The 26,108-nt window shown below is 47.7% G+C and carries 29 protein-coding genes and 1 other annotated feature (1 of these 30 only partly in view); of the genes, 10 read left to right on the forward strand and 19 right to left on the reverse strand.

The features are described 5' to 3' along the window. Nucleotides 1-83, reverse strand: a binding site (T-box leader); it reaches 142 nt to the left of the window's first position. A 339-nt stretch (nt 84-422) separates the two neighbouring features. From AY633_RS05740 to AY633_RS05760, 5 genes are all read left to right on the forward strand, one after another. Further along, entirely contained in the window at nt 423-1,361 is a 939-nt protein-coding gene (locus AY633_RS05740; RefSeq protein WP_068487299.1) for a glycosyltransferase family 2 protein, read from the forward strand. Next, the gene (locus AY633_RS05745; protein ID WP_068487880.1) at nt 1,351-1,746 is read left to right on the forward strand and encodes a GtrA family protein; all 396 of its coding nucleotides are present in this window, start codon (nt 1,351-1,353) and stop codon (nt 1,744-1,746) included. Before AY633_RS05740 ends, AY633_RS05745 begins: the two co-directional genes overlap by 11 nt. A gap of 67 nt (nt 1,747-1,813) precedes the next feature. After that, entirely contained in the window at nt 1,814-4,381 is a 2,568-nt protein-coding gene (locus AY633_RS05750; RefSeq protein WP_260804525.1) for a YfhO family protein, read from the forward strand. Between the two features lie 70 nt (nt 4,382-4,451). After that, nucleotides 4,452-5,087 carry a superoxide dismutase family protein gene (locus tag AY633_RS05755; RefSeq protein ID WP_068487303.1) on the forward strand — a complete coding sequence of 212 codons (636 nt, stop codon included), beginning with the start codon at nt 4,452-4,454 and terminating at the stop codon, nt 5,085-5,087. Nucleotides 5,088-5,232: 145 nt separating this feature from the next. Continuing rightward, complete coding sequence (locus AY633_RS05760; RefSeq protein WP_068487304.1) at nt 5,233-6,108, forward strand: SDR family oxidoreductase; 876 nt, start codon at nt 5,233-5,235, stop codon at nt 6,106-6,108. Nucleotides 6,109-6,235: 127 nt separating this feature from the next. Here the strand turns inward: AY633_RS05760 and AY633_RS05765 are convergent, their stop codons facing one another. Beyond that, complete coding sequence (locus tag AY633_RS05765; protein ID WP_068487306.1) at nt 6,236-7,009, reverse strand: PAS domain-containing protein; 774 nt, start codon at nt 7,007-7,009, stop codon at nt 6,236-6,238. A gap of 148 nt (nt 7,010-7,157) precedes the next feature. Between AY633_RS05765 and AY633_RS05770 the strand changes: the two genes are divergently transcribed. After that, entirely contained in the window at nt 7,158-7,862 is a 705-nt protein-coding gene (locus tag AY633_RS05770; protein ID WP_068487308.1) for a type 1 glutamine amidotransferase domain-containing protein, read from the forward strand. A gap of 58 nt (nt 7,863-7,920) precedes the next feature. Further along, a complete protein-coding gene (locus AY633_RS05775) occupies nt 7,921-8,148 on the forward strand; it encodes a hypothetical protein (protein ID WP_068487310.1) in 228 nt (75 codons plus the stop codon). 60 nt (nt 8,149-8,208) lie between these two features. Here the strand turns inward: AY633_RS05775 and AY633_RS05780 are convergent, their stop codons facing one another. The 4 genes from AY633_RS05780 to AY633_RS05795 all read right to left on the reverse strand — a co-directional run bounded on the left by AY633_RS05780 (nt 8,209) and on the right by AY633_RS05795 (nt 12,725). Next, nucleotides 8,209-9,381, reverse strand: a complete 1,173-nt coding sequence (locus AY633_RS05780) for a S1C family serine protease (RefSeq protein ID WP_068487311.1) — start codon at nt 9,379-9,381, stop codon at nt 8,209-8,211. 178 nt (nt 9,382-9,559) lie between these two features. Beyond that, a complete protein-coding gene (locus AY633_RS05785; RefSeq protein ID WP_068487881.1) occupies nt 9,560-10,963 on the reverse strand; it encodes a sensor histidine kinase in 1,404 nt (467 codons plus the stop codon). Continuing rightward, the gene (locus AY633_RS05790) at nt 10,953-11,633 is read right to left on the reverse strand and encodes a response regulator transcription factor (protein ID WP_068487313.1); all 681 of its coding nucleotides are present in this window, start codon (nt 11,631-11,633) and stop codon (nt 10,953-10,955) included. The genes AY633_RS05785 and AY633_RS05790 overlap by 11 nt, the downstream gene beginning before the upstream one ends. Before the next feature lie 78 nt (nt 11,634-11,711). Continuing rightward, entirely contained in the window at nt 11,712-12,725 is a 1,014-nt protein-coding gene (locus AY633_RS05795; protein WP_068487315.1) for a GTPase, read from the reverse strand. A gap of 147 nt (nt 12,726-12,872) precedes the next feature. On the opposite strand from AY633_RS05795, the gene AY633_RS16325 reads away from it, so the two are divergent. After that, entirely contained in the window at nt 12,873-13,199 is a 327-nt protein-coding gene (locus AY633_RS16325) for a CHY zinc finger protein (RefSeq protein ID WP_082799185.1), read from the forward strand. A 41-nt stretch (nt 13,200-13,240) separates the two neighbouring features. On the opposite strand, the gene AY633_RS05800 is transcribed toward AY633_RS16325, so the two are convergent. The 7 genes from AY633_RS05800 to AY633_RS05830 all read right to left on the reverse strand — a co-directional run bounded on the left by AY633_RS05800 (nt 13,241) and on the right by AY633_RS05830 (nt 18,062). Then, the gene (locus AY633_RS05800) at nt 13,241-13,756 is read right to left on the reverse strand and encodes an RDD family protein (protein ID WP_068487317.1); all 516 of its coding nucleotides are present in this window, start codon (nt 13,754-13,756) and stop codon (nt 13,241-13,243) included. A 120-nt stretch (nt 13,757-13,876) separates the two neighbouring features. Further along, on the reverse strand, nt 13,877-14,356 hold the full coding sequence (locus tag AY633_RS05805) for a GNAT family N-acetyltransferase (RefSeq protein WP_068487319.1): 480 nt from the start codon (nt 14,354-14,356) through the stop codon (nt 13,877-13,879). 23 nt (nt 14,357-14,379) lie between these two features. Then, on the reverse strand, nt 14,380-15,207 hold the full coding sequence (locus AY633_RS05810) for a metallophosphoesterase (protein ID WP_068487321.1): 828 nt from the start codon (nt 15,205-15,207) through the stop codon (nt 14,380-14,382). A 211-nt stretch (nt 15,208-15,418) separates the two neighbouring features. Beyond that, on the reverse strand, nt 15,419-16,204 hold the full coding sequence (locus AY633_RS05815; RefSeq protein ID WP_068487323.1) for an ABC transporter permease: 786 nt from the start codon (nt 16,202-16,204) through the stop codon (nt 15,419-15,421). Next, complete coding sequence (locus AY633_RS05820) at nt 16,201-17,082, reverse strand: ABC transporter ATP-binding protein (RefSeq protein ID WP_068487326.1); 882 nt, start codon at nt 17,080-17,082, stop codon at nt 16,201-16,203. Before AY633_RS05820 ends, AY633_RS05815 begins: the two co-directional genes overlap by 4 nt. Further along, complete coding sequence (locus AY633_RS05825; RefSeq protein ID WP_068487328.1) at nt 17,079-17,273, reverse strand: PLD nuclease N-terminal domain-containing protein; 195 nt, start codon at nt 17,271-17,273, stop codon at nt 17,079-17,081. The genes AY633_RS05820 and AY633_RS05825 overlap by 4 nt, the downstream gene beginning before the upstream one ends. Before the next feature lie 117 nt (nt 17,274-17,390). Next, complete coding sequence (locus AY633_RS05830) at nt 17,391-18,062, reverse strand: peptide-methionine (S)-S-oxide reductase MsrA (protein ID WP_068487330.1); 672 nt, start codon at nt 18,060-18,062, stop codon at nt 17,391-17,393. Between the two features lie 107 nt (nt 18,063-18,169). Here AY633_RS05830 and AY633_RS05835 point away from each other — a divergent pair, with 107 nt between their 5' ends. Next, nucleotides 18,170-18,754, forward strand: a complete 585-nt coding sequence (locus AY633_RS05835) for a protein-L-isoaspartate(D-aspartate) O-methyltransferase (RefSeq protein ID WP_082799187.1) — start codon at nt 18,170-18,172, stop codon at nt 18,752-18,754. Between the two features lie 21 nt (nt 18,755-18,775). Here AY633_RS05835 and AY633_RS05840 read toward each other — a convergent pair whose 3' ends face one another. After that, a complete protein-coding gene (locus AY633_RS05840; RefSeq protein WP_068487332.1) occupies nt 18,776-19,261 on the reverse strand; it encodes a DUF2243 domain-containing protein in 486 nt (161 codons plus the stop codon). 88 nt (nt 19,262-19,349) lie between these two features. On the opposite strand from AY633_RS05840, the gene AY633_RS05845 reads away from it, so the two are divergent. Beyond that, nucleotides 19,350-20,120 carry a DUF2294 domain-containing protein gene (locus AY633_RS05845; protein WP_253183156.1) on the forward strand — a complete coding sequence of 257 codons (771 nt, stop codon included), beginning with the start codon at nt 19,350-19,352 and terminating at the stop codon, nt 20,118-20,120. Between the two features lie 47 nt (nt 20,121-20,167). Here the strand turns inward: AY633_RS05845 and AY633_RS05850 are convergent, their stop codons facing one another. The 6 genes from AY633_RS05850 to AY633_RS05875 form a co-directional block, all read right to left on the reverse strand. Beyond that, on the reverse strand, nt 20,168-20,359 hold the full coding sequence (locus AY633_RS05850) for a hypothetical protein (protein ID WP_068487336.1): 192 nt from the start codon (nt 20,357-20,359) through the stop codon (nt 20,168-20,170). Nucleotides 20,360-20,525: 166 nt separating this feature from the next. Next, nucleotides 20,526-20,732 (reverse strand): hypothetical protein, encoded by a 207-nt coding sequence (locus AY633_RS05855; RefSeq protein WP_068487341.1) that lies wholly within the window; start codon nt 20,730-20,732, stop codon nt 20,526-20,528. A 36-nt stretch (nt 20,733-20,768) separates the two neighbouring features. Continuing rightward, entirely contained in the window at nt 20,769-22,877 is a 2,109-nt protein-coding gene (gene topB, locus AY633_RS05860) for a type IA DNA topoisomerase (RefSeq protein WP_068487343.1), read from the reverse strand. A 923-nt stretch (nt 22,878-23,800) separates the two neighbouring features. Beyond that, nucleotides 23,801-24,577, reverse strand: a complete 777-nt coding sequence (locus tag AY633_RS05865) for a sulfite exporter TauE/SafE family protein (protein ID WP_068487346.1) — start codon at nt 24,575-24,577, stop codon at nt 23,801-23,803. A gap of 59 nt (nt 24,578-24,636) precedes the next feature. Next, complete coding sequence (locus AY633_RS05870) at nt 24,637-24,864, reverse strand: sulfurtransferase TusA family protein (protein ID WP_068487348.1); 228 nt, start codon at nt 24,862-24,864, stop codon at nt 24,637-24,639. A 52-nt stretch (nt 24,865-24,916) separates the two neighbouring features. Continuing rightward, the gene (locus AY633_RS05875; RefSeq protein ID WP_068487352.1) at nt 24,917-26,038 is read right to left on the reverse strand and encodes an MBL fold metallo-hydrolase; all 1,122 of its coding nucleotides are present in this window, start codon (nt 26,036-26,038) and stop codon (nt 24,917-24,919) included. Nucleotides 26,039-26,108 lie beyond the last annotated feature (70 nt).

The following is a 26,108-nucleotide window of genomic DNA, read 5'->3' on the forward strand; positions in this document are numbered from 1 at the left end:
AATGCCGGAACCGCTGATTCTCACCACCCATCAGCTCTCTTCAGATTCCTCTGCACACGGCCTATCTCCGTCGCAATAGTTAATCGATATAATTGAATTGAGTCCATCATATATACGAAAAAAACTATTGTCAATATATAAAAAATATTTAGATTTCTCTGCAAGCGTTTCCAATGGCGCTGCCGCTATAAGCATTGCCCCTTAAAAAAAATTCCTGGCCCCACTTTTCTTTTCAGAGAATTCTGCATTTCAGAGTAATTCAATTGTAATAGCCCTGACATGTCAGCAAGCAGGTTTTTGCGTATAATGAATGGAGCTTCCCTTTTCCTTTGTGGCATTTCCCAGGAATAATGTCCTGTAAAAATGGGTAAATGGATTTTCAGGGAAGATTTTCGAATGCCCTTTGAAAGGAGAACACCATTATGAAGCTGATCTCTATTATTGTACCGGCTTTCAATGAAGAAGCGAACATCGCTTCGATGTACAAGACTTTGGTGCAAGAACTTGAGCCGCTTCCTTATCTGTATGAAATCATGTTTATCAACGACGGCAGCAGCGACGGGACTTTAGATGAAATCCTCAAACTCGCCAATGAACACGAAACCGTTAAATACATTTCGCTGTCACGCAATTTCGGCAAAGAATCTGCTATGTTCGCAGGGATGAAGCGTATTAAGGGAGACGCTGCTATTTTGATGGACAGCGATATGCAACATCCTCCTACATTGATTTGCGAAATGATTCAAGGCTACGAGGAAGGCTTTCACCAAGTCGTTGCCAAGCGTTCACGCAAAGGAGATTCGAAACTGCGCAGCGCTTTGTCTTCCCTGTATTATAAAGTGGTCAATTCCGTAACGGATGTCAGCTTCGAAGACGGAGAAGGCGATTTTCGGCTGTTGAGCCGCAAAGCCATCAATTCGATTTTGGCGCTCAGTGAAAGCAACCGCTTTTCCAAAGGCATCTACTCTTGGATCGGTCTCAGCAAGAAAACCATCAGCTATGAAAACGTTGTGCGTGCAGAAGGCGATTCTAAATGGTCGTTTGCCAGCCTCGTCAATTACGGGATCGATGGAATCATTTCGTTCAATATGAAACCTTTGCGCATCTGCTTTTACACCGGATTTCTCGTATTGTTCCTATCCTTGCTTTATATCGCTTTTACGTTCTATGAGATCATGGCGCGTGGTGTTATTGCGCCCGGCTATTTCACAACAATTACCGCGATCCTGCTGCTTGGCGGCATTCAGTTGATCAGCCTCGGCGTTATCGGAGAATACGTCGGCAGGATCTATAACGAGACCAAACAACGGCCGCATTTCTTGGTCGACATGAGCAATGTGGATGAATACGATGAATCTTAAACGCCTGAATACGGAGTTCACCCGCTTTGTTTTTGTTGGGGTCGTCAACACGCTCAGCTATTATTCCATCTATTTGTTTTTGCATAATGTGCTCGACTGGGCTTATATGCTGTCCCATATCATCGGCTTTTTGATCAGCTTGAATATTTCCTTTTTCTTAAACACTTACGTAACGTATCGCGTCAAACCGACCTTGAAGAAGTACTTGTATTTCCCACTGACACAAGTCGTCAATATGTCGGTTTCTACATTCCTGATTTTTATATTTGTGGAATTTCTTCATATCAACAGCAATATTGCGCCATTCGCCGCGGTGATCTTCACCATCCCCGTAACATTTATCGTTTCGGGAAAAATCCTCAAAGCGCCAGTGCAATCCAAATAATCGTAAAGACGGTGGCATTATGCGTTCTTTTCGTCCCTATCTTCTACTAACAGTTGCATTTCTAGCCATGGCCATTATCGGCCATGGCGTCTTTCTGTTTCAATGGACTCAAAACCAATATATGGCGGGGCCAAACGACGGACTGGCCCAGATGATGCCGTTTAAGCATTTGCTTTATGACCACTATACGCAAGGTGAATTTTTCTATTCTTTCGATTTCGGTCTTGGTGCTGGCATATTCAGTGAGCTGTCGTATTATTTTTCCACCTCATTCGTGTATATCTCGACACTCGTGATCGTCTATTTGCTCGACTCCCTTCAATTGATTGGTGATCCGGATGTCCTGTTCTGGGCCAATGCCTCCGTGTTCATCAGTGTCGCCCGGTTGACGATCGTACTGATCGTCACGTACACCTTGTTCCGCTATATGCGCATTTCGCGCATTTCGGCAGTCGTTGGGGCAAGTATCTACGGACTATCCGGTATGTATTTCCGCCATGCGGCTTTCTGGGAGTTTTTCGCAGATGCGTTCATTTGGCTGCCTCTGTTGATTTTTGGAGCAGAGAAAATCTTCCGTGAACAGAAGCCGGGTTGGTTTATGTTCGCCGTTGCGATCGCGATGATCGATAATTTCTATTTTGCTTATATCAACTTTCTCCTGACGGGCATTTATATTGTGTTTCGCCTATTCATTCCGCTTGAGAAAACGGAAACAAAGTGGAAGCAAGCCATTCTATGGTTCTTGATGGCCGGATCGATCGGCGCTGGCATGTCCATGATATCGTTCATCCCTTCTGTCTATGCATTTTTGAACAATCATCGGCCAGCATTCCAGCAAGATATTCTATGGTTCGAGGAAACGGAAAATATCCTGTTCATGAGTCGTTACATTCTGTTACCGGCGATGTTTATGCTATTTTTATTCGTTCCATCCCTTTATAAACTCCATCGCTTTAGGCTTTTCGCATTGCTCGGCCTTCTAGCGATGGTGCTGTATCACAGTCCGATGGCCGGCAGTATATTCAATGGCTTTTCTGCACCTCAGCACCGCTGGGAATATTTTTTGTCGCTTATGGCTGCAGGTGCTATTGCCAGCGGCTTGGATCATTTCCATAAGCTGAAATTGAAAGAAATAGTCGCAGCTTCAATCATGACTGCTCTCTTTTATTGGTGGTTCGCCTGGAGAGATGAAGCGCTTGAGTTCACTACGCTGTATCCGCGCCTGGCACTAGTGGGGCTGGTATTGAGCTTGTCAGCCGCTTTGGCAGCGCCGGCCATACGGCGACAATGGCAAAAACCATTGCTTGCTTTCGTATTGATTATTTTAGTCATGGCCACTTCCAATGTCTACCAAAGTGAAAAATTGCTGGAGAACGCCGATGTCGAGGACGTCGATGAAGAGTTGATTACCGGGGAAGATTACGACGATGCCGAAGTGCGTGCTTTGGTCGACGAAATTCAGGAACGGGAAACGAGTGAGATGTACCGCATCGACTGGATGGAAGGCGTGCGCAATAATACGCCGATTGTCCAGGATTTCCAAGGACTCAGCGCGTATTCCAGCATCTTGAACAAAAACTTGCTGTATTTTTACTTATACGATTTGGAAATCGATATGCAGCGTGAAAGCGTCAGCCGCTACGCAACACTCGGCAATCGCAGCAATCTCCACAGCCTATTGCAAGGCAATTATGCGATACGGGAAAAAGACGACCCGAATGTGCCGTTCGGCTTCCGTAAGTTCGCCGCGACTGAGAATTTCATCGCCTATCAAAATCGCTACCCGCTACCTTTTGCACGTCCCGCTTTCCAGGTGTATCAAGAGTCACAGCTTGCCGATGAACCGCCTTTGCTGCGTGAACACGCCATGCTCAGCGGAATTGTCTTGGATGAGACTACTGAAACTGAGCCTCTTCCGGATCGCTTCCCAGGAAAGGCTGATTACGACATCGAAGAGATAGATGCGAGCTACCGAGACGGCGTGCTCGATATTTCCGAAGAAACTGGCGGAATGGATTTAGTGCTTGATGAAGTTCCGGAAGAAGGCGATTTGTACATCTCCTTCCATTTAGCAAACACCGCAGCGGACCAGGGCTTCCCACTCGAAATCAACGAGTACCGGACAACCCGCAAGTCCAATCAATCGATTTACAAAACCTTTGTCGATGATCTGACGATTCGGATTGAGGCAGCACAAAAAATTGAAATTCGCCTGCCTGAGGGAACATACGAACTAACGGATATTGAAATTGTGAAAGAACCTTACACCCTTCTTAGAGAACAGAATGCTTTAGCGGACCGTACGAGCAACTTGAGCATCGACGGCAGTAAAGTGGACGTGACTTATGACAATCAAGATGGTGCTCCATATCTCAATTTGTCGATTCCTTACGAAAGAGGTTGGCAGGCGACCATCAACGGCGAACCGGTCGATGTGCTGAAAGCCAATTATGCATTTTTAGCAGTGCCTCTTGGAGATGGTATGAACGACATTGAACTGCGCTACCGCCCGCCGTTCTTTTTGCCTTCTCTGTTCATTAGTTTGTTATCGCTTGCTGCCGGCTTGTTCTGGCTTCGTCGCCGCAAAAGAAACGAGCTTCACAAGTATGCGCCAAAAGACTCTATGCCGAATTAACGGGTTTAGCTTCTCTCCTAACTGTGTAAGGAATGGTAATAACATTTTTTGGGAGAAAGGAGCAAATTCGATGAAATCCTGGTTAACGCTTATGCTTTTGAGCCTTTTACTGTTGCTTGCGGCATGTGGAGACGATACGGCAGAACCTCCGACAGAGACGGATGGTGCCGAACCACAAGAAGAGGAAGTGGAAGAACAAGAAGGTGAGCCACAGGATGGTTCAGGAGGGGAAGCATCCGGGACCAGTGAAGTCCAATTGTTGACGGTGGAATTCCTGAATGCAGATGGTGACGCTGCCGGTACTGCTGAATTGACGGAAGAGGACAACGGAGTCATGGTCACATTGAATGTAGAAGGATTGGAAGCTGGCATGCACGGCATTCATTTCCACGAACAAGGAATGTGCGAAGCGCCTGATTTCGAATCTGCTGGCGGACATTTCAACCCTACCGGCATGAGCCACGGAATCGATAGCGAGAACGGCCCTCACGCAGGCGACTTGCCGAATATCGAAGTGGCCGATGACGGCACTTCAACGGACGAACTGACGGCAGAAAATGTCACTTTGCAAGTCGGTGAAGATCACTCATTATTAAAAGAAGGCGGAACAGCGCTCGTCATCCACGCTTCAGAAGATGACGGCCAGACCGACCCTTCCGGTGATTCCGGTGAACGCGTCGCTTGCGGCGTCGTCACAGCTGAATAAAAGCTAAAAACAGTCTGAGATTTATCTCCGGCTGTTTTTTTAGCTCCCTATCGGAATTCATCATCTGGGCACAGAATTTCTTGGCGTTTAGCTGGAATCGAAACGGGAATAACTACCCTATATTCATACCGAGGAGGGCGTTTACATGTCAAAAGATAAATACGAAAAAATTCATGACCAAATCGACCCGCAAGAGCAAGACCATCAGCCAGGGGTAGAAAGTGAAATGTCCCCGGAGCCGATATACGACGATGAGAATTATAAAGGCGCAGGAAAGCTCGAAGGAAAAGTCGCGTTGATCACAGGAGGCGATAGCGGAATCGGGCGTGCCGTTGCGATCGCTTACGCCAAAGAAGGCGCAAACATCGCCATCGCCTATCTCGATGAACACGAAGATGCGGATCAAACCATTGAAGCCGTGAAAGCCTACGGTGCAGAAGCGCAAAAATTCGCTACGGATGTGAGTCAAGTGGAAAACTGCCATCAGTTGATCGTCGATATCATCGCCGAGTTCGGGCAATTGAATGTGCTCGTCAACAATGCAGGAAAGCAATTTCCAACAGAAGATTTCCTGGATATCAGTCCGCAGCAATTGCAGGAAACCTTCGAGACGAATATTTACAGCATGTTTTATCTATCCCAAGCCGCCATGCCGCATCTTTCCAAAGGAGATACCATCATCAACACTTCATCTGTGACAGCTTATCGCGGTTCGCCGGCACTTATTGACTACTCATCCACTAAAGGCGCAATCACCAGCTTCACGCGCTCTTTGGCTACCAATGTCAGCGAACAAGGCATTCGCGTCAATTCAGTCGCGCCCGGCCCGATTTGGACGCCGTTGATCCCAGCTACATTCGACGCTGAAAAATCCGGCAAGCAAGGTGAAGGCACACCGTTAGAACGCCGCGGGCAGCCGGCTGAACTGGCTCCGGCATACGTTTATCTCGCCTCCACCGATTCCACCTATGTGACCGGCCAGGCCATCCATGTGAACGGTGGAGATTTCATCACTTCCTAATATTCTAGATAAGCAGAAAGCCGGCCACGTCCTGTGGCCGGCTTTCTCAATGACACAAGGGGTTATTTTTAAGCGAAACGTAAATAAGCCTCATTCCACCCGGATGAGGCCGATTCTCCGCATTGCTTTATCCGTTAATATCAGCTAATGCTTTTTCGATGCTCGAATAGGTTTTCAGCATATTGTCGCGGTCCAAGTCGCGCACTAATTCAGTTGCCGCTTGAGGTGTCACTCCGGTGATGTACATATGACTACCCATGATGCGGAGCGCTTCATAAATCTGTGTGAACCAATGAAGCGGAGATTCCTCGTTCCATGTCAATCCCGTAATATCGAGAAGCGCATGTTCGATCCGGTGTTCGCTGACATATTCGCATAATTTCACTTTCAGTGCTTCAAAGCGCTGCAAGCTCATCGTGCCGACCAGTGCTACTGTCGCAACATTCGGCTGTATCGATAAAATCGGCAGCATTAAGCGTTCGATTTCACTTTCATGTGCCGTTATCGCTTCTTCTTGCAATTGCTCGATTGTGACATCGGTTTGGGTACCGATAAAATAGAGCTTTTCCTTTACCAAAACCGGGGTAATGGCCAGGCGGTTCCAAAACGACGTCCCGTCTTTTCGATAATTGCGCAAAATCACCGTGGTTTTTTCCTGGTTTTTGATTGCTTGCCGAATTTGGTCCACGCCCATCGCGGACGTGTCCGGCCCTTGTAAGAAACGGCAGTTCCGGCCAAGAATCTCCTCTTTGCCATAGCCGGTCATTTCCGTAAATGTATGATTGGCATAGATAATCGGGTTATCTTCTTTTTCGGGATCCGTGACGATAGTGCCGACTTTGCTGCCATCAAGCATCGCTTCGAGCAGCTGAATCTGTGTATCCATTTCCATTTTTTCCATAAGAATTAGTTCACCTCAAGTTTCTACTCACATTATTTTAGCACAGCTTGGCAACCAGCCAAAACCGGGACTTCCCGGAAGTTTCAGGAATCCGTCAAAGGGTAAATGTACAACAAGAGCTTTCTAATGAAATGGAGAGGATACCCAAATGGCAAAAGTATTGGCAGTATTATCGAACGGCTATTCAAATGAAGAGCGTAATTACGTTACTGGCTGGTGGGCTGAGGAATTATTCGAACCCCTGTCAGAACTCGAAAAAGCAGGTCATTCGGTAGACTTGGCTTCTATTAATGGCGGCAAACCAATTGTCGATCCCTTAAGTCTCGATTCCGCTTATGATCCAGCGGGCACATACAAAGAATTATATGATTCTGGCCTTGCAGATAAGACGACGCCGGTCGTCGATGTTAGGGCAAGTGATTACGACGCCATCATGATTGTCGGCGGCCATGGCGCGATGTTCGACTTGGCACATGATGAAAATCTCCACGCTGTCATCAATGTCGTCCATGAAACAGGCGGCATTATCTCTGCGGTCTGCCACGGGCCGGCTCCCCTAGTCTTCACGAAAACAAGAGATGGAAAACCTTTATTACAAGGTTTGAAAGTAACAGGGTATCCGAATGATATGGAACCGGAAGAAGTCGATGGATTATTGCCGTTCAGCCTTGAAGATGAAATGGCCAACATTGCGCAATACGATAAAGGCGACGGCCAAGACGAATACTTTGTTTGGGGCAGCGACCGCCTCCTGACTGGCCGCGATCCTGGGTCCTCACAAGCATTCGGCCGCGAATTGGCGGAAAAATTGACCGAAAAAGAAGAGCATCGACTCGACAAGCAGTTGGGCTAATCCCTTGCTTTCAGCCATCAATTGAACCACGATACCCATAATTAGAGGAGGAAATGAAATGGATAACAATGATAATCGCAAGAACCAAGACAGGGAGCAAGAATACATGAAAACAAGTGAGCAGGAACTAAAGAACAAACCGGCTACTGAAGAAGAAGGGCTTGAAAAACCAAAGACTACAGGTTATCCGCCTTTGCAGCTTGGCTTGATTGTTTTTGGGATCGCGGTTTTAGTGATTGTCGGATTTGCTATCGGTTTCGACTGGTTCGGCCTATTCGGCAATTAACGTTTCCTTCTTCATATAAAAAAAGCGGACAGGAAACTGTCCGCTTTTTTGCATGCCCACTTAAATCTGTTCGCTCAACTGGACTTCAAACGTTTTCAATTCGCCATCGCGATAAGCTTTGACTGTCACCGTTCCTTCCTCTTCTACTTCCGTATAGAGATATTGGCGGAGCTCCAAGACAGAAGAAATCGCTTGGCCGTTCAATTCCACAATGGTGTCTTTTGCTTCAATCCCCGCCTTCTCTGCACCGGAGCCTTCCTGTACCGATTGGACCACAATGCCGTCTTCCACTTCATTCGGCAAGTTCAATTCCGTATTTCTGATTTCCGCAGGAATCTGTTCGAGTTCAAGCAAAGCGACGCCTAAAGACGGCCGGGAAACTTCCCCTTCTCCTTCAAGTTCTGAAATGATCGGGATTGCCGAGTTGATGGGAATGGCAAGGCCGATACCTTCCACTGCGTCCTGTGCGATTTTCATCGAATTGATGCCGATAACTTGGCCTTGGGCATTCAATAATGCGCCGCCGCTATTACCGGGATTGATCGCAGCATCGGTTTGAAGCACCTCAGATTGCCAATCTTCCTGGCCATCTTGATTGACATCAATCGGAATCGCGCGCTCTGTCCCCGAGATGACGCCCGTTGTCACCGAGCCTGAAAACTGGAGACCGAGCGGGTTGCCAATAGCAATGACGGGTTCACCGGATTTCAGTACCGAAGAGTCACCGAACTCTGCGACCGTTTCAATCTGCGCCCCGGGCACTTTTAATACAGCAAGGTCGGTCCAGACGTCTGAACCGAGCACTTCCGCTTCGAGCTCCTCGCCGTTTGCCAAAGTCACGACCACTTCTTCAGCGTCTTCAACCACGTGGTGGTTTGTCACGATAAACGCATCGTCCCCTTGTTTTTTATAAATGACACCCGAGCCTGCGCCTGCTTCTTGTGTTGATGTTTGGGCAAACGGATTATTGCCCGCTTGTAAATTCGACACGCCAACTACCGCATCTGCCGTCGCGTCTACGATTTCGGTCACATCTGTCGTAACAACTGCCGATTCGCTTTGCAGCTCGCTGCTTTGGATGCCCGCAGTGGCGGATTCGGTTTCACCTGCATCCGTCCCGGTGATCATCGTGCTAACGAGCAACGCCCCTGCCAGGACACCTCCGAAACTAGAAGCCATATAGCGTTTCCACGAACTTTTTTGCTTAGCCGGTGCTGTGTTGTAATAGCCCATTATATTTCCATCCCCTTTAATAATTGGTTGTTGTTTGCCTTCAAGCTGTTGATATTCTTATCATACAAAGCAGATATGAAAAAAGTATGACCAAACATGCAACAGATATGTAAAGTTTACGCGTTGGCAGGACGCGAAAAAGCCCGCCGGAGCAACCGGCAGGCTTTCGATTTTCCACTTATTTATCGAATGGTTTGTGAGGCAAGCGGATGGTGAACTTGGTCCCTCTGCCTTTTTCACTTTCCACCGAGATATCCCCGTCGTGCAAATTGACCAATTGGCGGACGATCGAGAGGCCAAGCCCAAACTGTCCGCTTCCGCGCGACATGTCTGCTTTATAAAACCTGCGCCAAATCATCTCCAACTCATCCACTTCGATGCCGTCTCCGGTATCTTCCACTTCCAGCACGGAGGCGCCGGATTCTGCACGCGCACGCAGGTAAATATCGCCATCGTCGGTAAATTGGATGCTGTTTTTGACGATGTTCACTAAGATTTGAATCAATCGGTCCATATCGCCGTAGATCATCTCTCCCGGTTCAGCTTCAATCAATAAACGGTCGCCTTTTTCGGCTGCTTGCAATTGTAGCTGTTCTTGGATGATTTCCAATAGCTCGGCTGCTTCGATTTCTTCTTTCATCAGCGTTACTTGATTTGACCGGATTTTTTCATAATCCAAGTTTTCATTGACGAGGCGCATCAGCCGCTTCGTTTCATCGCTCACTAGGCGAATGCCTTTTTCGCGCTGCTGTTCTTCGATCATTCCGCTCCTTAAGCCTTCAATGATGCCCGCAATGGTCGTAAGTGGCGTTCTCATTTCATGTGATACATCAGCCATAAAGCGCCGCCTGCGGTTTTCGAGCTGTTCGATCTCTTCGTTCGAACGCTGCAGCTTATCCGCCATGACATTAAAATCATGAGCCAGATCGCCAAACTCATCAAAATTCGATTCCGGCAAATTGACTTGGTAATGCCCTTCGCTGATCATCGACGCCGCTTTTTGCATGCGCTGCAGCCGCGTGACGTGGATTTTGGCCAACAACAGACTCAGCAGCAAAGCGAACGGCAAAGCAATCGCAATAACGACGATGAGTGTGCGGTTCAAATCCGCCACCATTTCACGGATCCCGCTTACAGGAGAAGCCAATAACACCCCACCGGCAAGCGTATTGCCCTCAACATAAGGCAGCGCAACGAAGGTCATCGATCGCTCAAAACGTTCGACATCCCGGTAGACAGTCAAAGTTTCGCCTCGCTCGATGACATTCCACTCTTCAGTCGTCAGTTCGACTGACGGGAAATTGCCATTGATCGGATACAGGATCCGGCTTTGCTGATCGAAGACAATAAAGTTGATGTTTTGCGCTTCGAGCACCGTTACATAGGATTGCAAGTCTGTCCCTGGACGTGCTTGTTCCAATTCTTCGAGAATTTGTTCGCCGTAACGCTCCAATTCTTCCGCTTTGTCCGAATACGCGACCCGCTCTCCATAAAAAATGAACAGCGTGCTTAAAATGGCTACCGCAAACAGCAAAACGCCCATATGGCTTGCGATCAATTGATAGAAATACTTAACCCGCAAGTTCTTCAAATTTATAGCCCACTCCCCACACTGTATGGAAGAGCTGGTCCCCTTCCGGAATTTTCTTGCGCAGCCGTTTGATGTGGACGTCTACCGTCCGTTCGTCACCATAAAATTGGTATCCCCACACTTGCTCGAGCAATTGCTCCCGACTGAACACTTGCTTGGGATGCTGCAGGAAAAAGACCAGCAGATCGAATTCCTTCGGCGTGAGGTTGTCGATCGCTTGCCCGTCTTTTACGACTTCGCGCGTTTCTTTCCTGACATGAAAATGCGCTGTGCGGATGCCCTCCTCGCCCGTGTCGCCTTTGCGCGCCCTTCTGGTCACCGCTTTGATGCGCGCCATCAAGGTCAAGGGGCTGAAAGGCTTGGTTACATAATCATCTGCGCCCATTTCAAAGCCGATCACTTGGTCGGATTCGCTATCTTTCGCTGTCAGCATGATGATCGGCACTTCGCTTCCCGTCTCACGGATTTTCCGGCATAAAGCGATGCCTTCCATTCCCGGCAGCATCCAGTCCAGGATCAACAAGTCGAATTCCCCTTCTTGAAATTTGCGATATCCTTCGAGTCCATCTCCAGCAAATTCCCCTTCAAGTCCTTCTTTCGAAAAAAACAATTCCAGCATGGAACTGACACTCGGGTTATCTTCCACTACTAAGATTTTCATATTCCCACCTCCTGATGGCCGTTCGAGCTATGTGAAAAACATAAAAAGCCGTCCTGAAGTTGGGGACGGCCGCAAGAGTTAAGCATTTTTTTCTTTCTTTTTCAGCTTATCGTAAAGGCTGCCGATCATTTCATAATCAATGGCCATATTGTTTTCGTATGCGTATTTCACTCCGTAGCCGAGCGCCAATGTCATGGAACTCGCGACCGTTCCGCCAATGATGGAGCCTGCACCCGGAACAAATTTCAATGCTTGGCGATAAAGGGTATGTCCGATCGTCTGCGTTGCGGTAATGACGATCATGTCTTTTGCGGCTTTTTTCGTCAATGGTTTATCGTATAGATTCGACAATTTGACGATGAGTCCGACCTGCAATGTCGTTAGCGGCAGCACATCTGACCCCGGAATTGGAGATGCGCCGATGATTCCTGCTGAAACTCCGGCTCCGACGATCCAACGCGTAGCAGCAGATGACTTCTCTTTCATGCTTTTGGCGAAGAGCAGGTCTTTCCCCTTCTTTTCCAGCAACAACAAAATTTCCTTTTTCAGCAAATCCAAATTCTCTTCTGTTTTCGAAGACACCGGGATCACTTTGTATTTATTGTTCGTATGGCCCTTGATGAATTTAATAATTGAGGGAATGTCTTCTGCTGCATCGATTTTATTCAAGACAATGAGGATGTCTTTATTATGCTTTTCAATTTCGGCGAATTTTTGTTTTTCGCTATCTGAAAAGACCGTGCCGGCAGCGTTCAGGAAAAACAGCACAACATCCGATTGCTGGACGAACTCCAAGGTCTTTTTCGGGTTTTCATCATTCGGGTCATTGAGCCCTGGTGTGTCCATGAACTTGATGTTCTCTAAGCCACGAATATTATAAGGGTCCACACTGACTGTTTCTCCAGGCATTGGATTGGTACTAGCAATATCCTCACCGATAATTTTATTCACCGTTGTCGATTTGCCGGCATTGACTTCACCGATCAGCGATATCAGCAGGTCCTGCTCAAGCGTGTCACTTACTTTTTTCATCTCATCTTCAAACACTTTGTCCATCGCACGCATGACTTCATCTTCGAATTCCTTAACCATTGGCCCGTCTCCTCCTTCAAGATCCTTATCCCCATTATAATGGCTTCTAGTGTTTGCGACCATTTTCAGCCACTCTCCGCGCTCGCCACCAACTTCTTTTCATAGTAGCATAAAAGAAATCAGTAAATTCGTAAGGAGTGTTTGTCTATGTGTACTCGTCCACAGGTTCTCGGGCTCGATGTCGATTCCGAAACCCGCTGCCGCCATTACCGTTCGGAAAACGACCGGATCGCTATCCGCTTCTACTGTTGCAGAAAGTATTTCCCTTGCTTTGCTTGCCACGAGGCGGTAGGCTGCGACAATACTGCCGTCTGGCCAATAGAGCAATTTTACCAAAAAGCAATTTTATGCGGGTCGTGCGGAACCGAATTGTCCATCCGGGAATACCTCGATTGCGCTTCTGCCTGTCCGCATTGCTCAGCCGCATTCAATCCCGGCTGCAGCCTCCATCAGCATTTGTATTTCGAAGTTTGAATCCTTTGGCCGTATGTCGATGCTGCAATACATTAGCCGGTTCACTCTTTTCTTATGACTTTCGTTCCGCTTAACCAGTCATAGAGCGCACGTTTGTCTTTCGATAAAAAAACGGACAATACGTATAAAAAAAGCAGTCCATAAATACTCGCTCCCACCAGCATCAATATTAATGACACACTTTCCGCCCCATTTCCAGCTAAACGGTACACCAGAAAATGAGACAGCTCCCAAGGTGTAAATTTCAAGCTCGTGCGAACGGCCGAACGCATCAGGCCAACCGCTTTGCCGTTACGGCCGATCACTTGAATCGCCATTTTTCTCTTGCCGAAAGTTCCGTTGAAATGCTTCGAATCGAAAACGGCAAAATACAGCGAAACCGGCACCGTGACTAGCAGAAAGCCAGCCAACTGCGCCACCGCTAGAGAGCCCTGAAATAAACCTTGAATATCCGGAATGACAAAGACCGTTACTACAGCGAGCAGCACTAAATAAAGGCTAATCCACAAATAATCCCATAGGAAAGCTCTCGCACGGATCCACACCCCAGCGGCCATCTTCCCCGCCCCCCTTTTCCTTTCTCAATATTATTCTTCATCTAATGCATTCTTCCTTTTCTGCATAGAAAACCCCCTCCTGAAAATCAACGGCCGTTGATTTTCAGGAGGGGGCATTTTTTATTTCACTTTTAGGCACATCGCGAATTGCTCACCTTTTTTTCCCATAACTCGTCTGCCAGTATCTTCAAAGCCCGCTTTTTGATAGAGCTTTTGCGCGGCGAGGTTGCGCGCATTAACGCCAAGCACGATTTCGTCAAAAGCCCCAAATTCTTTTTGCAAAAAAGCAGGCAAGGCCTCAAGAGAGCCTGTTGCGATGCCGCGTCCTTGAAACTTTGGGTTGACGGAATAGCCGCGCAACAACAAAGCCTTCGGGTTATCCGAATAGCGTTTTCGGTCTTCCGATTCATCCAGTTCGAAAAAACCAGCCACTTCTCCGCGTGCGCGGATAACGACCAGATGCTTTTCGGGATTTCCCGCATCTCGCTTGATCAAGTCTTGCGGCATCATCGTAAATTCCTGTTGGTCCATAGGAAGGTCATAAGAGACATCTGTTCTTTGGGTATAGCTATGCAAGCTCACTTCACTTTTTCTGATCACAAAAATCGGTCCTCCTACATGAGTTATTCATTCTCGAGTGTTACGACTACGACTTCGGGCAAATTAAAAACACGCAGCGGAAATCCGCTATTTCCAAGGCCACGGCTCAACACGAGCTGCGTGTCGCTTGATTCGAAGATACCTTCGGTCATGCTTGGAAACCAGCCTTGCCCCGGGGCGATCAAGCCGCCAAGCCCAGGGATCCGAATCTGGCCGCCATGTGCATGGCCGGCAAAAACTACATCGATGCCTTCGCTCGCATAAGTCTCCAAATGTTCCGGGCGATGGGCAAGCATTAAGGTGAAAGCGTCAGTAAGCCCTGCTTGTGCGATGCTGTTGCGTGTGAACTCCGCTTCATGCAGATTGACGTCCATCAAAGGATCGTCGATGCCTGCAATTTGGATCGCTTCCCCGTTTTCTTCCCATATGACAGAACGATTGCGCAACACTTGTACGCCACGTTCTTCGAGGGCGGGGATAATTTCATCATCCAGCTTGTTTGAGGATACTTCATGATTGCCGATGACATAATAGACCTCGCTCATCTCTACGAGCCCGTCGACAGCCTTCATGCTTCTCTCCAAATCGTAACGGTCACTGTCGATCAAATCTCCGGTAATGAAAATGACGTCCGGATTCGCCTCTTCGACTTTGTCCAATAGCGCTTGTTGATTTTCTCCAAACTCAGCATTGTGAAGATCCGATACCTGGACAATGCGTTTGCCAACAAATGCATCTGGCACTTTTTCCGATTGGACCGTATATTCGGTCGTGACGATCCAGTTATTATTAACCCAAGCAAAACCTATCAGGAACAATGCCACAAAGATCCATGCAATTAGTTTTTTCATGCTTTATTCCTCAATTCATTAGTCTGGCTTGTGCATCTGATGGAATCTGCACAAGTCTCATTTCGGCAGCTTTGGAGCCTACGTTTAAAGACTGCGCAAAATAATAAACCCACTCCAGCAGGAAAATTCTCCGTTACGCCGCCAAATCCTGTTCTTATTCTAACAGCATTCCCCCAAAAGAAAAGCAATCAGCTGACGCAGCTGATTGCTTCTACACTTTCGTTTTGGCACGATTTCTCTTCGCAAACCAAATGCCCATTGTCGCAAGGATCAGTAAGCAAACGAGCGAGAGGGCGAGTGTCCAGGCTAACGCGACTGCATCTGGCCCAATGTCCAGAAATGACGCCGCATAATTCGGAAGCCGAAACGGCGACCAGTCCCACTGGCTGCCAAATAGGCTATGGATAAGCTGCAAAATCAATAATGCTGCAAGGGTCAATCCAGCAGCTAAGCCCCCATTTGGCATAGAGGCACTTGCGAATAACACCAAAGTCACGACTAGCACTATCCAGACACTATAAGTCGCCGCAAACGCCAGAAACTCGCCGAACGGCACAGCTGAAAACAGCACGGCGGTGTAATAATAACCCGCCAAAAAACCAGCCCATACGCTGAGCAGCGCCACGGCGGATGCCATCAGCCACTTGCTGAGAAAATAGGAGACATACGATAGCGGCCGTACATATAAAAGCGTCGCCGTTCCGTTCCTGCGCTCGCCAGCAATGCTGCCCATATAAGCGAGAACGAGAACCAGCATGCCAATCAGCTGAAACTGTCCCATAACCGCCACCATCAATTGTTCGGGTTCAGGATCTGGCAGTTCGATGACGGCGCCTTCTGGCAATCCGCCTGTTGCATCGAGTATTTGGGGAAGGTAATAATTCGATAGAGGTTCTGTGATGCCCAATAAGATGAAGACAATGGGAATCCAGAATATCTTATAATTGCGCAAGTTCTCACGCCATTCTTTTAATAAGAGTGCTGAGAATTGTTTCATTTTCCTGCCACCACCTTCAAGAAAATATCTTCTAGGCTGGCAGTCTCATGTTCAACCCCGATAACGGGTAAACTCTTCACCGATAAAAATCGGAAGACATCCTGTATGGCCGGCCCTTCCGCTTTCACCGGAATAACAGCTGCTGTGCCTTTAACCGAAGTTGGCCAAGGCGCTTCACGCACAAACCATTCCGCAGCGTCAGTGTTTTCAAAGCGCACCCGAATATGCGGGTCCTCATAACGGCGGCGCACTTGGCTAAGGGAACCTTGTTCCACTAATCGGCCATTTTTCAAAAACAACAGCTGATCGGTCATTTCTTCGGCATCGTTTAAAATATGAGTAGAATACAGAACCGTCGTTTGCCCGAGCAGCGATTTCAACAATTCCATCACTTCTCTTCGCCCAGTCGGATCCAAGGAAGAAATCGGTTCATCTAAAAGCAACACACTCGGCTGGTGGACAATTGCTTGTGCCAGTCCGAGCCGTTGCTTCATGCCTCCTGAAAATCCACCGATCTTTTTATGGGCCACTTGATGAAGACCGACAAACCCTAGCGTCCGTTCAGATTGCTGGCGGGCTTTCTTGGCATCGACGCCGCTTAGCTTAGCGGCCATTTCCGTAAACTCCAGAGCACTCAGCCATGGAAAAAAACGCGGATATTGCGGCAAAAACCCGATCGTTAAATTTTTCTTGCGTTGAATTTCCCCGTCTGTCGCTTCAAGCAGCCCGGCAAGCATCGACAGCGTTGTCGTTTTTCCGGCACCGTTTGGCCCGATCAACGCTGTCGCACTGCCTTCTGCCAGTTCGAAGCTGATCCCATCGACTGCCTGCTCGTTGCCAAAACGCTTTGATAATGACTTAACCTCCACTAGATTCAATAATTCCGCCTCCCTATAACAAAGTATAGAATCGGCCCGATCAGATTTAACAAGACGATGATCGCCGCCCACATCCATTTTGGGCCATTCGGATTTGGGTTTCTAATCAAATCCACTATTGCGAAGATCATCAAGGCGAGCTGCAAGACCAGAATAGGCAGTACCAATAAAATTGTCCGTTCATCTAGCATGTTTGTATTCCCCCCTGCACTTCTTTTGCCTCTATTTATTTCGCTATGTAGGACCGCTCTCCCTGCATCCACACTTAAAAAGGACCGCGACACGCGGTCCTTTGATTGCTTACTGGATCACCATTTCAGCCCCATCAGCACTTGTCTGAGAACGTTTCGGTGCTTGTCTTGGATCGGCCAGCTGTTGCATTCTTCGAGCAGTTGTTGACGGCTGCCGAAACCTTTAACGAACCCATTCAAACGCGCCGCAAAAGTCGACCTGGTCAATAGGCTGTCCTCAGGATAAAGTTCAGCCAATTGTTCAAGCGCTTTCGGATAACGCTTCAAATAGTATTTTTGGTGGCGCTCCTCCGCTTCGGTAAACCCATCGAACAGCCGGATTTCCGTTTCAACCGGTTCGTTCAATTGCTGTTCCTTTTCTTTTTTCAACTTCTCCAGGCTGCGCCTTTGTTCTACCGATTCCCAAAATATCAAGGAAATGTATTGGCGCCCTTTATAAGCATCACGATTCGGATAATGGCTGCGCCAAAATTCCCTCACGATGTCCTCAAAGGAAATCTGTACCGGATCAAATTCCACTTGAATGGTTTCTGTGTGATCGCCCATCTGCCGGTAAGTCGGATGGGCTGATGTGCCGCCTGCATAACCGGTCCGTGTCCGAATCACTCCAGGCAATGAACCAAATTGCGCATCCGGGCTCCAAAAGCAACCCATTCCGAAAGTTGCGGTTTCAAGATTCGCTGTATCCGGAAGGTCTTGTTCAAGATTTAAGATCGTTGTGTTCACCATAGCTGCTTCCTCTCCTTAAGAGCCGCCCTTTGTGCTTCGGGCCATTTTTCATTATGATAATAGCAAGCAATTCAATATACCGATTGATTGAAAGCAGGTGTATCTGCATGACTGCACGCAAACAGGACATCATCGCTTATTTCCGTTCTCTCGACCGGCGTTCGTTCATGGATCGTCACCAGCAAGATGCCGGGCTTGATGAAGCCTTGCCAATTGGGTACGGCCAGACAATTTCACAGCCTTCGCTCGTTTTGGAAATGACGATCGCTCTCGCTCTCGAAGACCATCACAAAACCCTGGAAATTGGCACGGGCTCCGGTTTTCAAACCGCGCTTTTGGCAGCTTTTTCAAATGAAGTCTATACAGTTGAAAAAATTCCACAGCTAGCGGAAAGCGCTCAAAAACGCCTCGAAGCAAAAAGGCACACCAATATCTCCTTTCTGCAAGGGGATGGCAGCCTCGGCTGGCCGGAACATGCCCCGTATGATCGGATCATCGTCACGGCGGCCGCCTCGGCGATTCCGAAAGAATTGATCGATCAATTATCTCCCGGCGGCCGCATGATTATCCCTGTCGGCAGCCCGCATCGCCAGGATTTATTCGCTATCGATAAATCTATCGATGGGCAATTAGAAAAGACCGTTCTCGAAGTCGTCCGTTTTGTCCCACTGAAGGGAAAATATGAACATTGAGGAATAGGATAACGGTAGGCATCAGTCGCCTTCTTTTGAGGCATTGCGTAAGATCGACCAACCGAGCAAAACTAAGAAAACAGCAGTCCCCAGCCAAAGCGATTCATAGAAGACAGGGTCGCCAGTCGTTCGGACGGCATGAAGATTCAGCAGCAGCCGAAACACTAGGCTGTCTACTGCCAACAACACACCGCCACCGATTACCGCGCTCCCGAGAAAGCGCGCTGGCCAAAAGGATTTTCGTCTGGCTAAGTCAGCAGCGACTCCCATAGATAGAACGGTTAATGCCCAGCCAACGAGCTGGTAAATCCCTTCTCCTGTCCAAATCGCTTGAGGGCCGTTGCCTTCGTAGAAATGATGCCATTGCAAAAAGAAATGGAAAATGCTTTGCTCAAGCACTGAGAACATTCCGGCTCCGAATAATAGGCCCGCCCAAAAATTTCGAGAAGAATGGACACGCCGGTTTCTTGCTTTTGTGAGATCTATTTTGCGTTCTCCCGAAACCATTCGATCCACCCCTTTCGGATTCCGTTCACGCCTGTTTTTCCATTTATACCCGCTCTTTTATCCACTTAATCGCTATGAGTTGTTCAGCTTGCCGAACTTGCTAATATTCAAGCTTGCTCTATCCGGCAAACCTATTTCATTACCTAAGGAGGAGACCCCATTGCAAAATTCCAAAACCATGCAAAGCGAAATCGGTGGTTATGTTTCAACTCTCATCCGCGAACACTTCGGGAAAGGCCCGACTTCTGTATTCGTTATTGTGAAACCGCCCTTTGTTGTCGTACATGTGAGAGGCTTTTTAAGCCCTACGGAAAAAATACTGCTTCAAAAGAATGAGGTCCGGCGCGTGTTGGAAATCCGTGAGTTGCTCTTTGAAGAATTGAAGCCGGATATTTGTACTGCTTTATCAGAGGTTTCTGGAAAAGAAGTAGAAACTTTTTATTACGACTGGCATCTCGAGAGCCAAACCGGCATGCTCCTCGGTGTCATGAGCGCTCGGGATGCTACAGCCAATTTTGACTGGCTGTCCGAGGCGGATCCGGATGCACTTCAGAAATCCGTAGTAGAGGCAAGCCGAAAAGCTGAGAAAAAACCCGAGAGCACGGAACTATTTTGGCTGAATGACCGCACCTTATTGATCAAGCGGGTTGGTTTTCTTGTCGAGATTGAACGTGAACTGATTTACAATGGACTCGTTAAAGAACTTAAGCAGGTTAAACGCCCATTAGAAAAACGATTGCTTCTTAAAGAAACGTCATTTCCAGGACTTCTCGGCCGGGATGTTAAGGAAATTTTTCTAGACTGGGAGTTCTCCATAGATACCAGTTACATTCTGGTATTGCTCGAACCCCAAAAATGAAATTGAATAAAAAAGCCGCCCATTTGGCGGCTTTTTCTTTATTCATCTTAACCCACAGTAGGCTGTGCAGTTTGGCAATGTGGACAATGCTCATATTCCTTTTCTGCCAAGCTCTCTACATACTCCAGTTTGTCCGTGAACTCCCTCTGGTTTATAGGTGTTTGCAAAAAACCACAGCTATCTCCTGCAAATTGGCTATGATGGATTTTTTTCGTTCGATGATCTACAAAATAACCCATTACGGCTTCCCTCCTATAAAAAAAGCCGAAAAGAGCCCTTTCGTGTGAAAGGGGTCTTTCCGGCTTTGCCTCCGGCGCTATAGTCCGGGGCATTTGACCTGTTACATACAGTTTTGCATTTCAACGATTCCTATTGTACATGAACATATACTAAGTGACAAAGAAATCACTCTATGTGAAAACCTGCTTCTTTGACGAGGCGAAGGATCTGGCTTTCTTTGATTTTCGTCTCGTCCAATTCGAGTTTCACTTCGCCATCTTCTACATCAATCAATGCCCGTTCGACCCCATGCTCCTTTAACAATAAATCCTCCAGTTCATGGATGGGACGCTCTGATTTCGCTTCTTGTACATACATCGTCATTTTTCTCATCATCAATTCTCCTTCCTGTGTATTTCCCGGGAAATGTCAAAACTTCATTTTCAGCTTTCCTTCTTCTAATTCCAGGCTAGCGTTGAACTTCTTGCCATTTTTCGAAACGAAGCCTTTAATGACAGGCGTTTTACCTCTCGTACACAAGTATTCGATATGTTTAGCCGTCAGTCTTTTTTTCAAAAACACCGCTGGGAATGATTGCTTGCAGCCATTAGCATGTTCTGTACAGCCATATGAGCCTTTACGCGAGATGATCGAGCCTTTTTTACAACGCGGGCATATCGCAATCTCGCTTCCTTGCAATAACGGCATCTCATCCGGCATTCCATTGCTGCGCAATTGCTCCGGCACGTCTTGCATTAGCTTCTCAATAAATTTGCCGATAGTGGCGAGAAACACTTCCGATGAGCCTTCGCCTTTGCCGATTTTTTTCAAATAGCTCTCCCATTTCGCGGTCATCGACGGGCTCGACAATAGATTTCCTTCAATGGCCTGGCAAAGCATGCGGCCTTTTTCGGTGACGGATACAATATTTTTCTTAACTTCAATATAATTATGCCGTTTGATCGTTTCAATGATGCCGCTGCGCGTCGCTTCCGTCCCAAGCCCTTCGACTTCCTTGAGGATTTCGCTGTCGGCTACGTCTTCTGCGAACTTCCCGCAAGTTTTCATCATGGCAATCAATTGCCCTTCCGTATAAGGCTTTGGCGCAGTGGTCATGCCCTCGACAATAGCGATCGCTGCCGCTACTTGTTCTTGTACGGACAATTCTGGAAGCGGCGGGTCCTGCTTTGCTTCTTTGGCAGTCGGAAATAAGGATTTCCAGCCTTTGTCGAGCTCTGTCCGGCCGGTCGTATGGAATTCAAGCCCTTTGACATCGGTCACGACTTTCGTTTCGGCATAACGGTAATCCCGGTGGAACATGCCGAGTGTCGTGCGCATCACTTCTTCGTATAAATTTCGCTCATCTTGTGGCAACCCCTCAATTTTGCGGGCTGTCGGCAAACTTTTCGTCGGGATGATCGCATAGTGCTCTTGTACTTTCGTGTTATCGACGAAACGCTTTTTCGGTATTTTTGTTGCGATTTCAAACGGGGCGTCGATGAGTTTTTGGTAACTTTCCACTTGAGACGACAAATAGCCAAATTCTGCCGAAGTGATATGGCGTGAATCCGTTCGCGGATAACTCACTAGTTTTTTCTCATAAAGCTTCTGCATCGCTGACAGCACTTTTTGAGGGCTGTATTTCCATTTTCGGTTCGCGGCTGCCTGTAAACTGGACAAGGAATGCAATGGCTGCGGCGGAATGTGCTTTTCCGCTGTCTTCAGTTCTTTGATATGGCCTGGGGCTTTGCCGTCCACCAAGTCATGGGCAATCAAGAGTTCTTCCGCTTTCTTGCGCTCTTTTGCCTTTAATTTGGCTTTTCCTTTATAGCTGCCTTTCGCCGCTTTGAATTTTCCTTCGATTTCATAAAACGGTTCCGGCTTGAAGGCCTCGATTTCCTTCTGGCGTTGATAGATCAAAAAGACGGTCGGCGTCTGCACACGCCCAATCGCAAATACTTCATGGATGCCGCGTTCTTGAAGCAGCAGGGAATACAGTCGCGAGCCGTTCATGCCAACGAGCCAGTCGCTGATTTGGCGCGCCCGCGCTTCTTCGTACAGTCGCAGGTCTTCCTTGTTGTCACGCAAATTGCGGAAGCCTTCGCGTACCTCATCGACTTCGAGTGAATTGATCCACAGTCGTTTGATGTGTTTACCGCGCACGCCAGTCTGCCGGTAGATGCTATAGAAGATATTCGAGCCTTCTCGGTCTACATCACAGGCATTGATAACGGTATCGGTTTTTCTCAAGAGTTTTTTGATGATATTGAATTGAGTTGATTTGCCCCGCGCTACTTGGAACTGGTATTCGGTTGGCAAAATCGGCAAGGACGCGAGCGACCATTTGCCCCACTTCGGGTCGTAGGCTTTTGGCTCTTTCAGTTCGATGAGATGGCCGATTCCCCAGGTAATGTAGGCGCCTTCCGGGAAGATCGGATTTGCCGCCATTTCCATATAGCCTTCCCGTTTCACCGTCTTAAACGCATCGCCATAAGCTTTCGCCTGGCTTGGCTTTTCGGCTATAATTACTGGTTTCATGCTGTTCTTCCTTTCCCGTGTTCTTTATTTCATTGTACTCTTTCCGCTGAGAAATCCAAATGAAAGCGGATTTGTATTTCTGTAATTAACTGTTTTGTGTGGTGGGTTTTAAATAAAGAGAGCGAAGGTTTGCTTGTGGATGTGTCTCTGAAGTTGATTCGAGCTTCATGTTGGTATTCGCTGCCCGGCTTTGGGTTGGCCTCTTGCAGTAAGCCAAGAAGATCACTTGTCTTACTGCGTCGGCTCACCCTTTTACGCTAGGCGGCTTGGAGATTTCATTCTTTGAAGGCTGTTCAAACAGTTCTGCTTCTTCAATTAGTTGCCGGCTAGTAGGGAAATCGCTTCCTGGGTCTAGTGTAGAACTAGAGAAGGAAGGTTTGCTTGTGGATGTGTCTCTGAAGTTGATTCGAGCTTCATGTTGGTATTCGCCGCCCGGCTTTGGGTTGGCCTCTTGCAGTAAGCCAAGAAGATCACTTGTCTTACTGCGTCGGCTCACCCTTTTACGCTAGGCGGCTTGGAGATTTCATTCTTTGAAGGCTGTTCAAACAGTTCTGCTTCTTCAATTAGTTGCCGGCTAGTGGGGAAATCGCTTCCTGGGTCTAGTGTAGAACTAGAGATAGAGGGTTTGCTTGTGGACATGTTTTTGAAGTTGAGTCTGGCTTCGTCTTGATATTCGCCGCCCGGCTATGGGTTGGCCTCTTGCAATAAGCCAGAAAGAGCATCTGTCTTATTGCCTCGCCTCACCCTTTTACGCCGAGCTCCTTGGAGAGTTCGTTGGACCGAGTTTGTTTAAGCAGATCTGCTTCCATATTCAATTGCCGGCTAGTGGGGAAATCGGCTTCCTGGACGTGGCCTTTGGAGCTCAATAAGTATATGTGCACACATAAAAAAAGCTCCCGGCAGTTGCCGGAAGCTTTTTGTCTTCACAGAATATCGAGCCAAATCTTGATGGCTGTCCCTAAAATCAATAGCGACAAGATCCATTGCAATACTTTGGTGTTGGCTTTCTGGCCAACTTTTGCGCCTAGTGGGGCAGCAAGAATACTTGCAACGATCATCACCGCAGCCGGCCCATAAAGAATCTGGTCGGTAACGATTTTGCCGACCGTTGAACCGATGGACGAGATGAAGGTGATCGCCAGTGATGTTGCGATGGTCATGCGAGTGGGAATCCTTAAGACGACGAGCATGATCGGCACCAAGATAAAGGCGCCTGCTGCACCGACGATGCCTGCCGCAATCCCCACGATGAACGCGAGACTTGCAGCAATCCATTTGTTGAAAGTCACTTGATCTGCTGGAATGTCATCCAACCCATTTTTCGGAATGAACATCATGATCACTGCAATGGTCGCGAGAACGGCGTAGACAATATTGATAGCGGCCTCTGACAAGAGAGTCGAACCGTATCCGCCGATAAAACTCCCGACGAGAATCGCACCGCCCATATAAGTGATAAGGGACTTATTCAAATACCCGCTTCCTCGGTATGCCCATACCCCGGCGATGGTTGCGAAAAACACTTGAATGGCACTGATGCCTGAAACTTCATGTGCTGAAAATGCCGTGTATCCTAGCATCACCGGAATATATAGCAGCATCGGATACTTGATAATGGAGCCGCCGATTCCGACCATCCCTGAGATGAAGGAACCGACAAAACCGATCAAGAAAATAACGATCATAAAATCAATACTCATGGCAACTCCCCCTTCCTAAAAAGCATTTCTGCTTCTCATAAATTCTGGCTAGTAAGAGCTCAGCCCTTTTTGATCCAGAATTTCAGGACGTCGCCATCCATTTGCTCTTCTAAGAGCTCGTGTCCGCCTGATTTAGCCCAAGCTGTCAAGTCTGCTGAAGCGCCTTTGTCTGTAGCTTGGATTTCCAATACTTGTCCGGAATTCATGTCTTTCATTTCTTTTCTTGTTTTTACGATCGGCATTGGGCAAGCCAAGCCTTTTGCATCTAGTACTTTATCTACGTTCATCAAAATCTCTCCTTTAGAATGTTTTAGTATAGTTACTTGCTACTAATTCAACTTAACGTACGGCGCAACGGTTCGGGCCGATTTCCATTTCACGCTGCATTTCGTCTTCCGGCGTGATTTGGCCCATATTGGTTTTGCGGATATCTTCATAAGCGTTTGGCTGCGGTGGCAGGTTTTTCGTGACCATGTCACGGAATTCCTGTTCATCTTCAATATTCAAGCCGTGATTTTCTTTAAATAATTCGCCTAATTTTTTTGCGACACTGCCGTCTTCATTCAATTCGTCCATAATCATGAAGTGCGCCGGCAATACCGTCAATTGGTCGGTAAGGGCTTGGTAGCGTTGATAAAGGGATTCACGCAAATCGCCAACCCAATCTTCCGCGAGCCCTGCAAGGTCCGGGCGGCCGATGGAATCGATGAACAGGATATCTCCTGTCATCAAGTATTGGTCGTCTACGATAAAAGAAGTGGACCCGATAGTATGCCCCGGTGTATAAAGAGCTTCGACTTTTGAGCTGCCGATGCCTGCTTCAAATCCACTTTCCAGAGCTTCATACTCAAAAGTTACGCCTTTGGCATCAGCCGGCGGCAAGTAATAAGTTGCGCCAGTGGCTTCCGCAAGATGGCGTCCGCCTGAAATATGGTCTGCGTGAAGGTGTGAATCAAATACATGCTTAATCGTTGCGCCTTTTTCCTGTGCGAAGTTCAAGAAGACATCCGTCATGCGAGTCGCGTCGATGATCGCCGCTTCCCCGCCAGAAATAGCCATGTAAGACAAGCAGCCTTTGCCGATGCGGACGAATTGATAAAGCTCTCCGCCATCTTTCAAATCGCCGACTTTCACCGGTTCCAGATGTTCGCTCCATGCTTTCATGCCGCCTGATAGATAAGCCGTTTCCACGCCTTCTTCTGCAAGCATATCCGCGACCATGATAGAAGATCCTTCCTTGGCGCAGACGACCAAAATATCACGGTCTTTAGGCAATTGATCAATGACTTCTTCAACGCCGTCCAATAAGTCAAAATAGGGAATGTTCAAGTACTGGATGTTGCCGCCTTCGATTTTCCAATCGGCAAATGCGTCGCCGTTGCGGACATCAAGGATGAACAATGGTTGGTTATCCATTATCTTGCGGGCTACTTGCGCCGCTGTCATTGCTGTTGCTGACATATACAAATTACCTCCCGGGGTATTATTGTGAATAAAAAAATATATTGAATTCTAAAGTATAATTTCCGGC

The sequence above is a fragment of the Planococcus maritimus genome, assembly GCF_001592825.1.
GTDB classification, from domain to species: domain Bacteria; phylum Bacillota; class Bacilli; order Bacillales_A; family Planococcaceae; genus Planococcus; species Planococcus maritimus_C.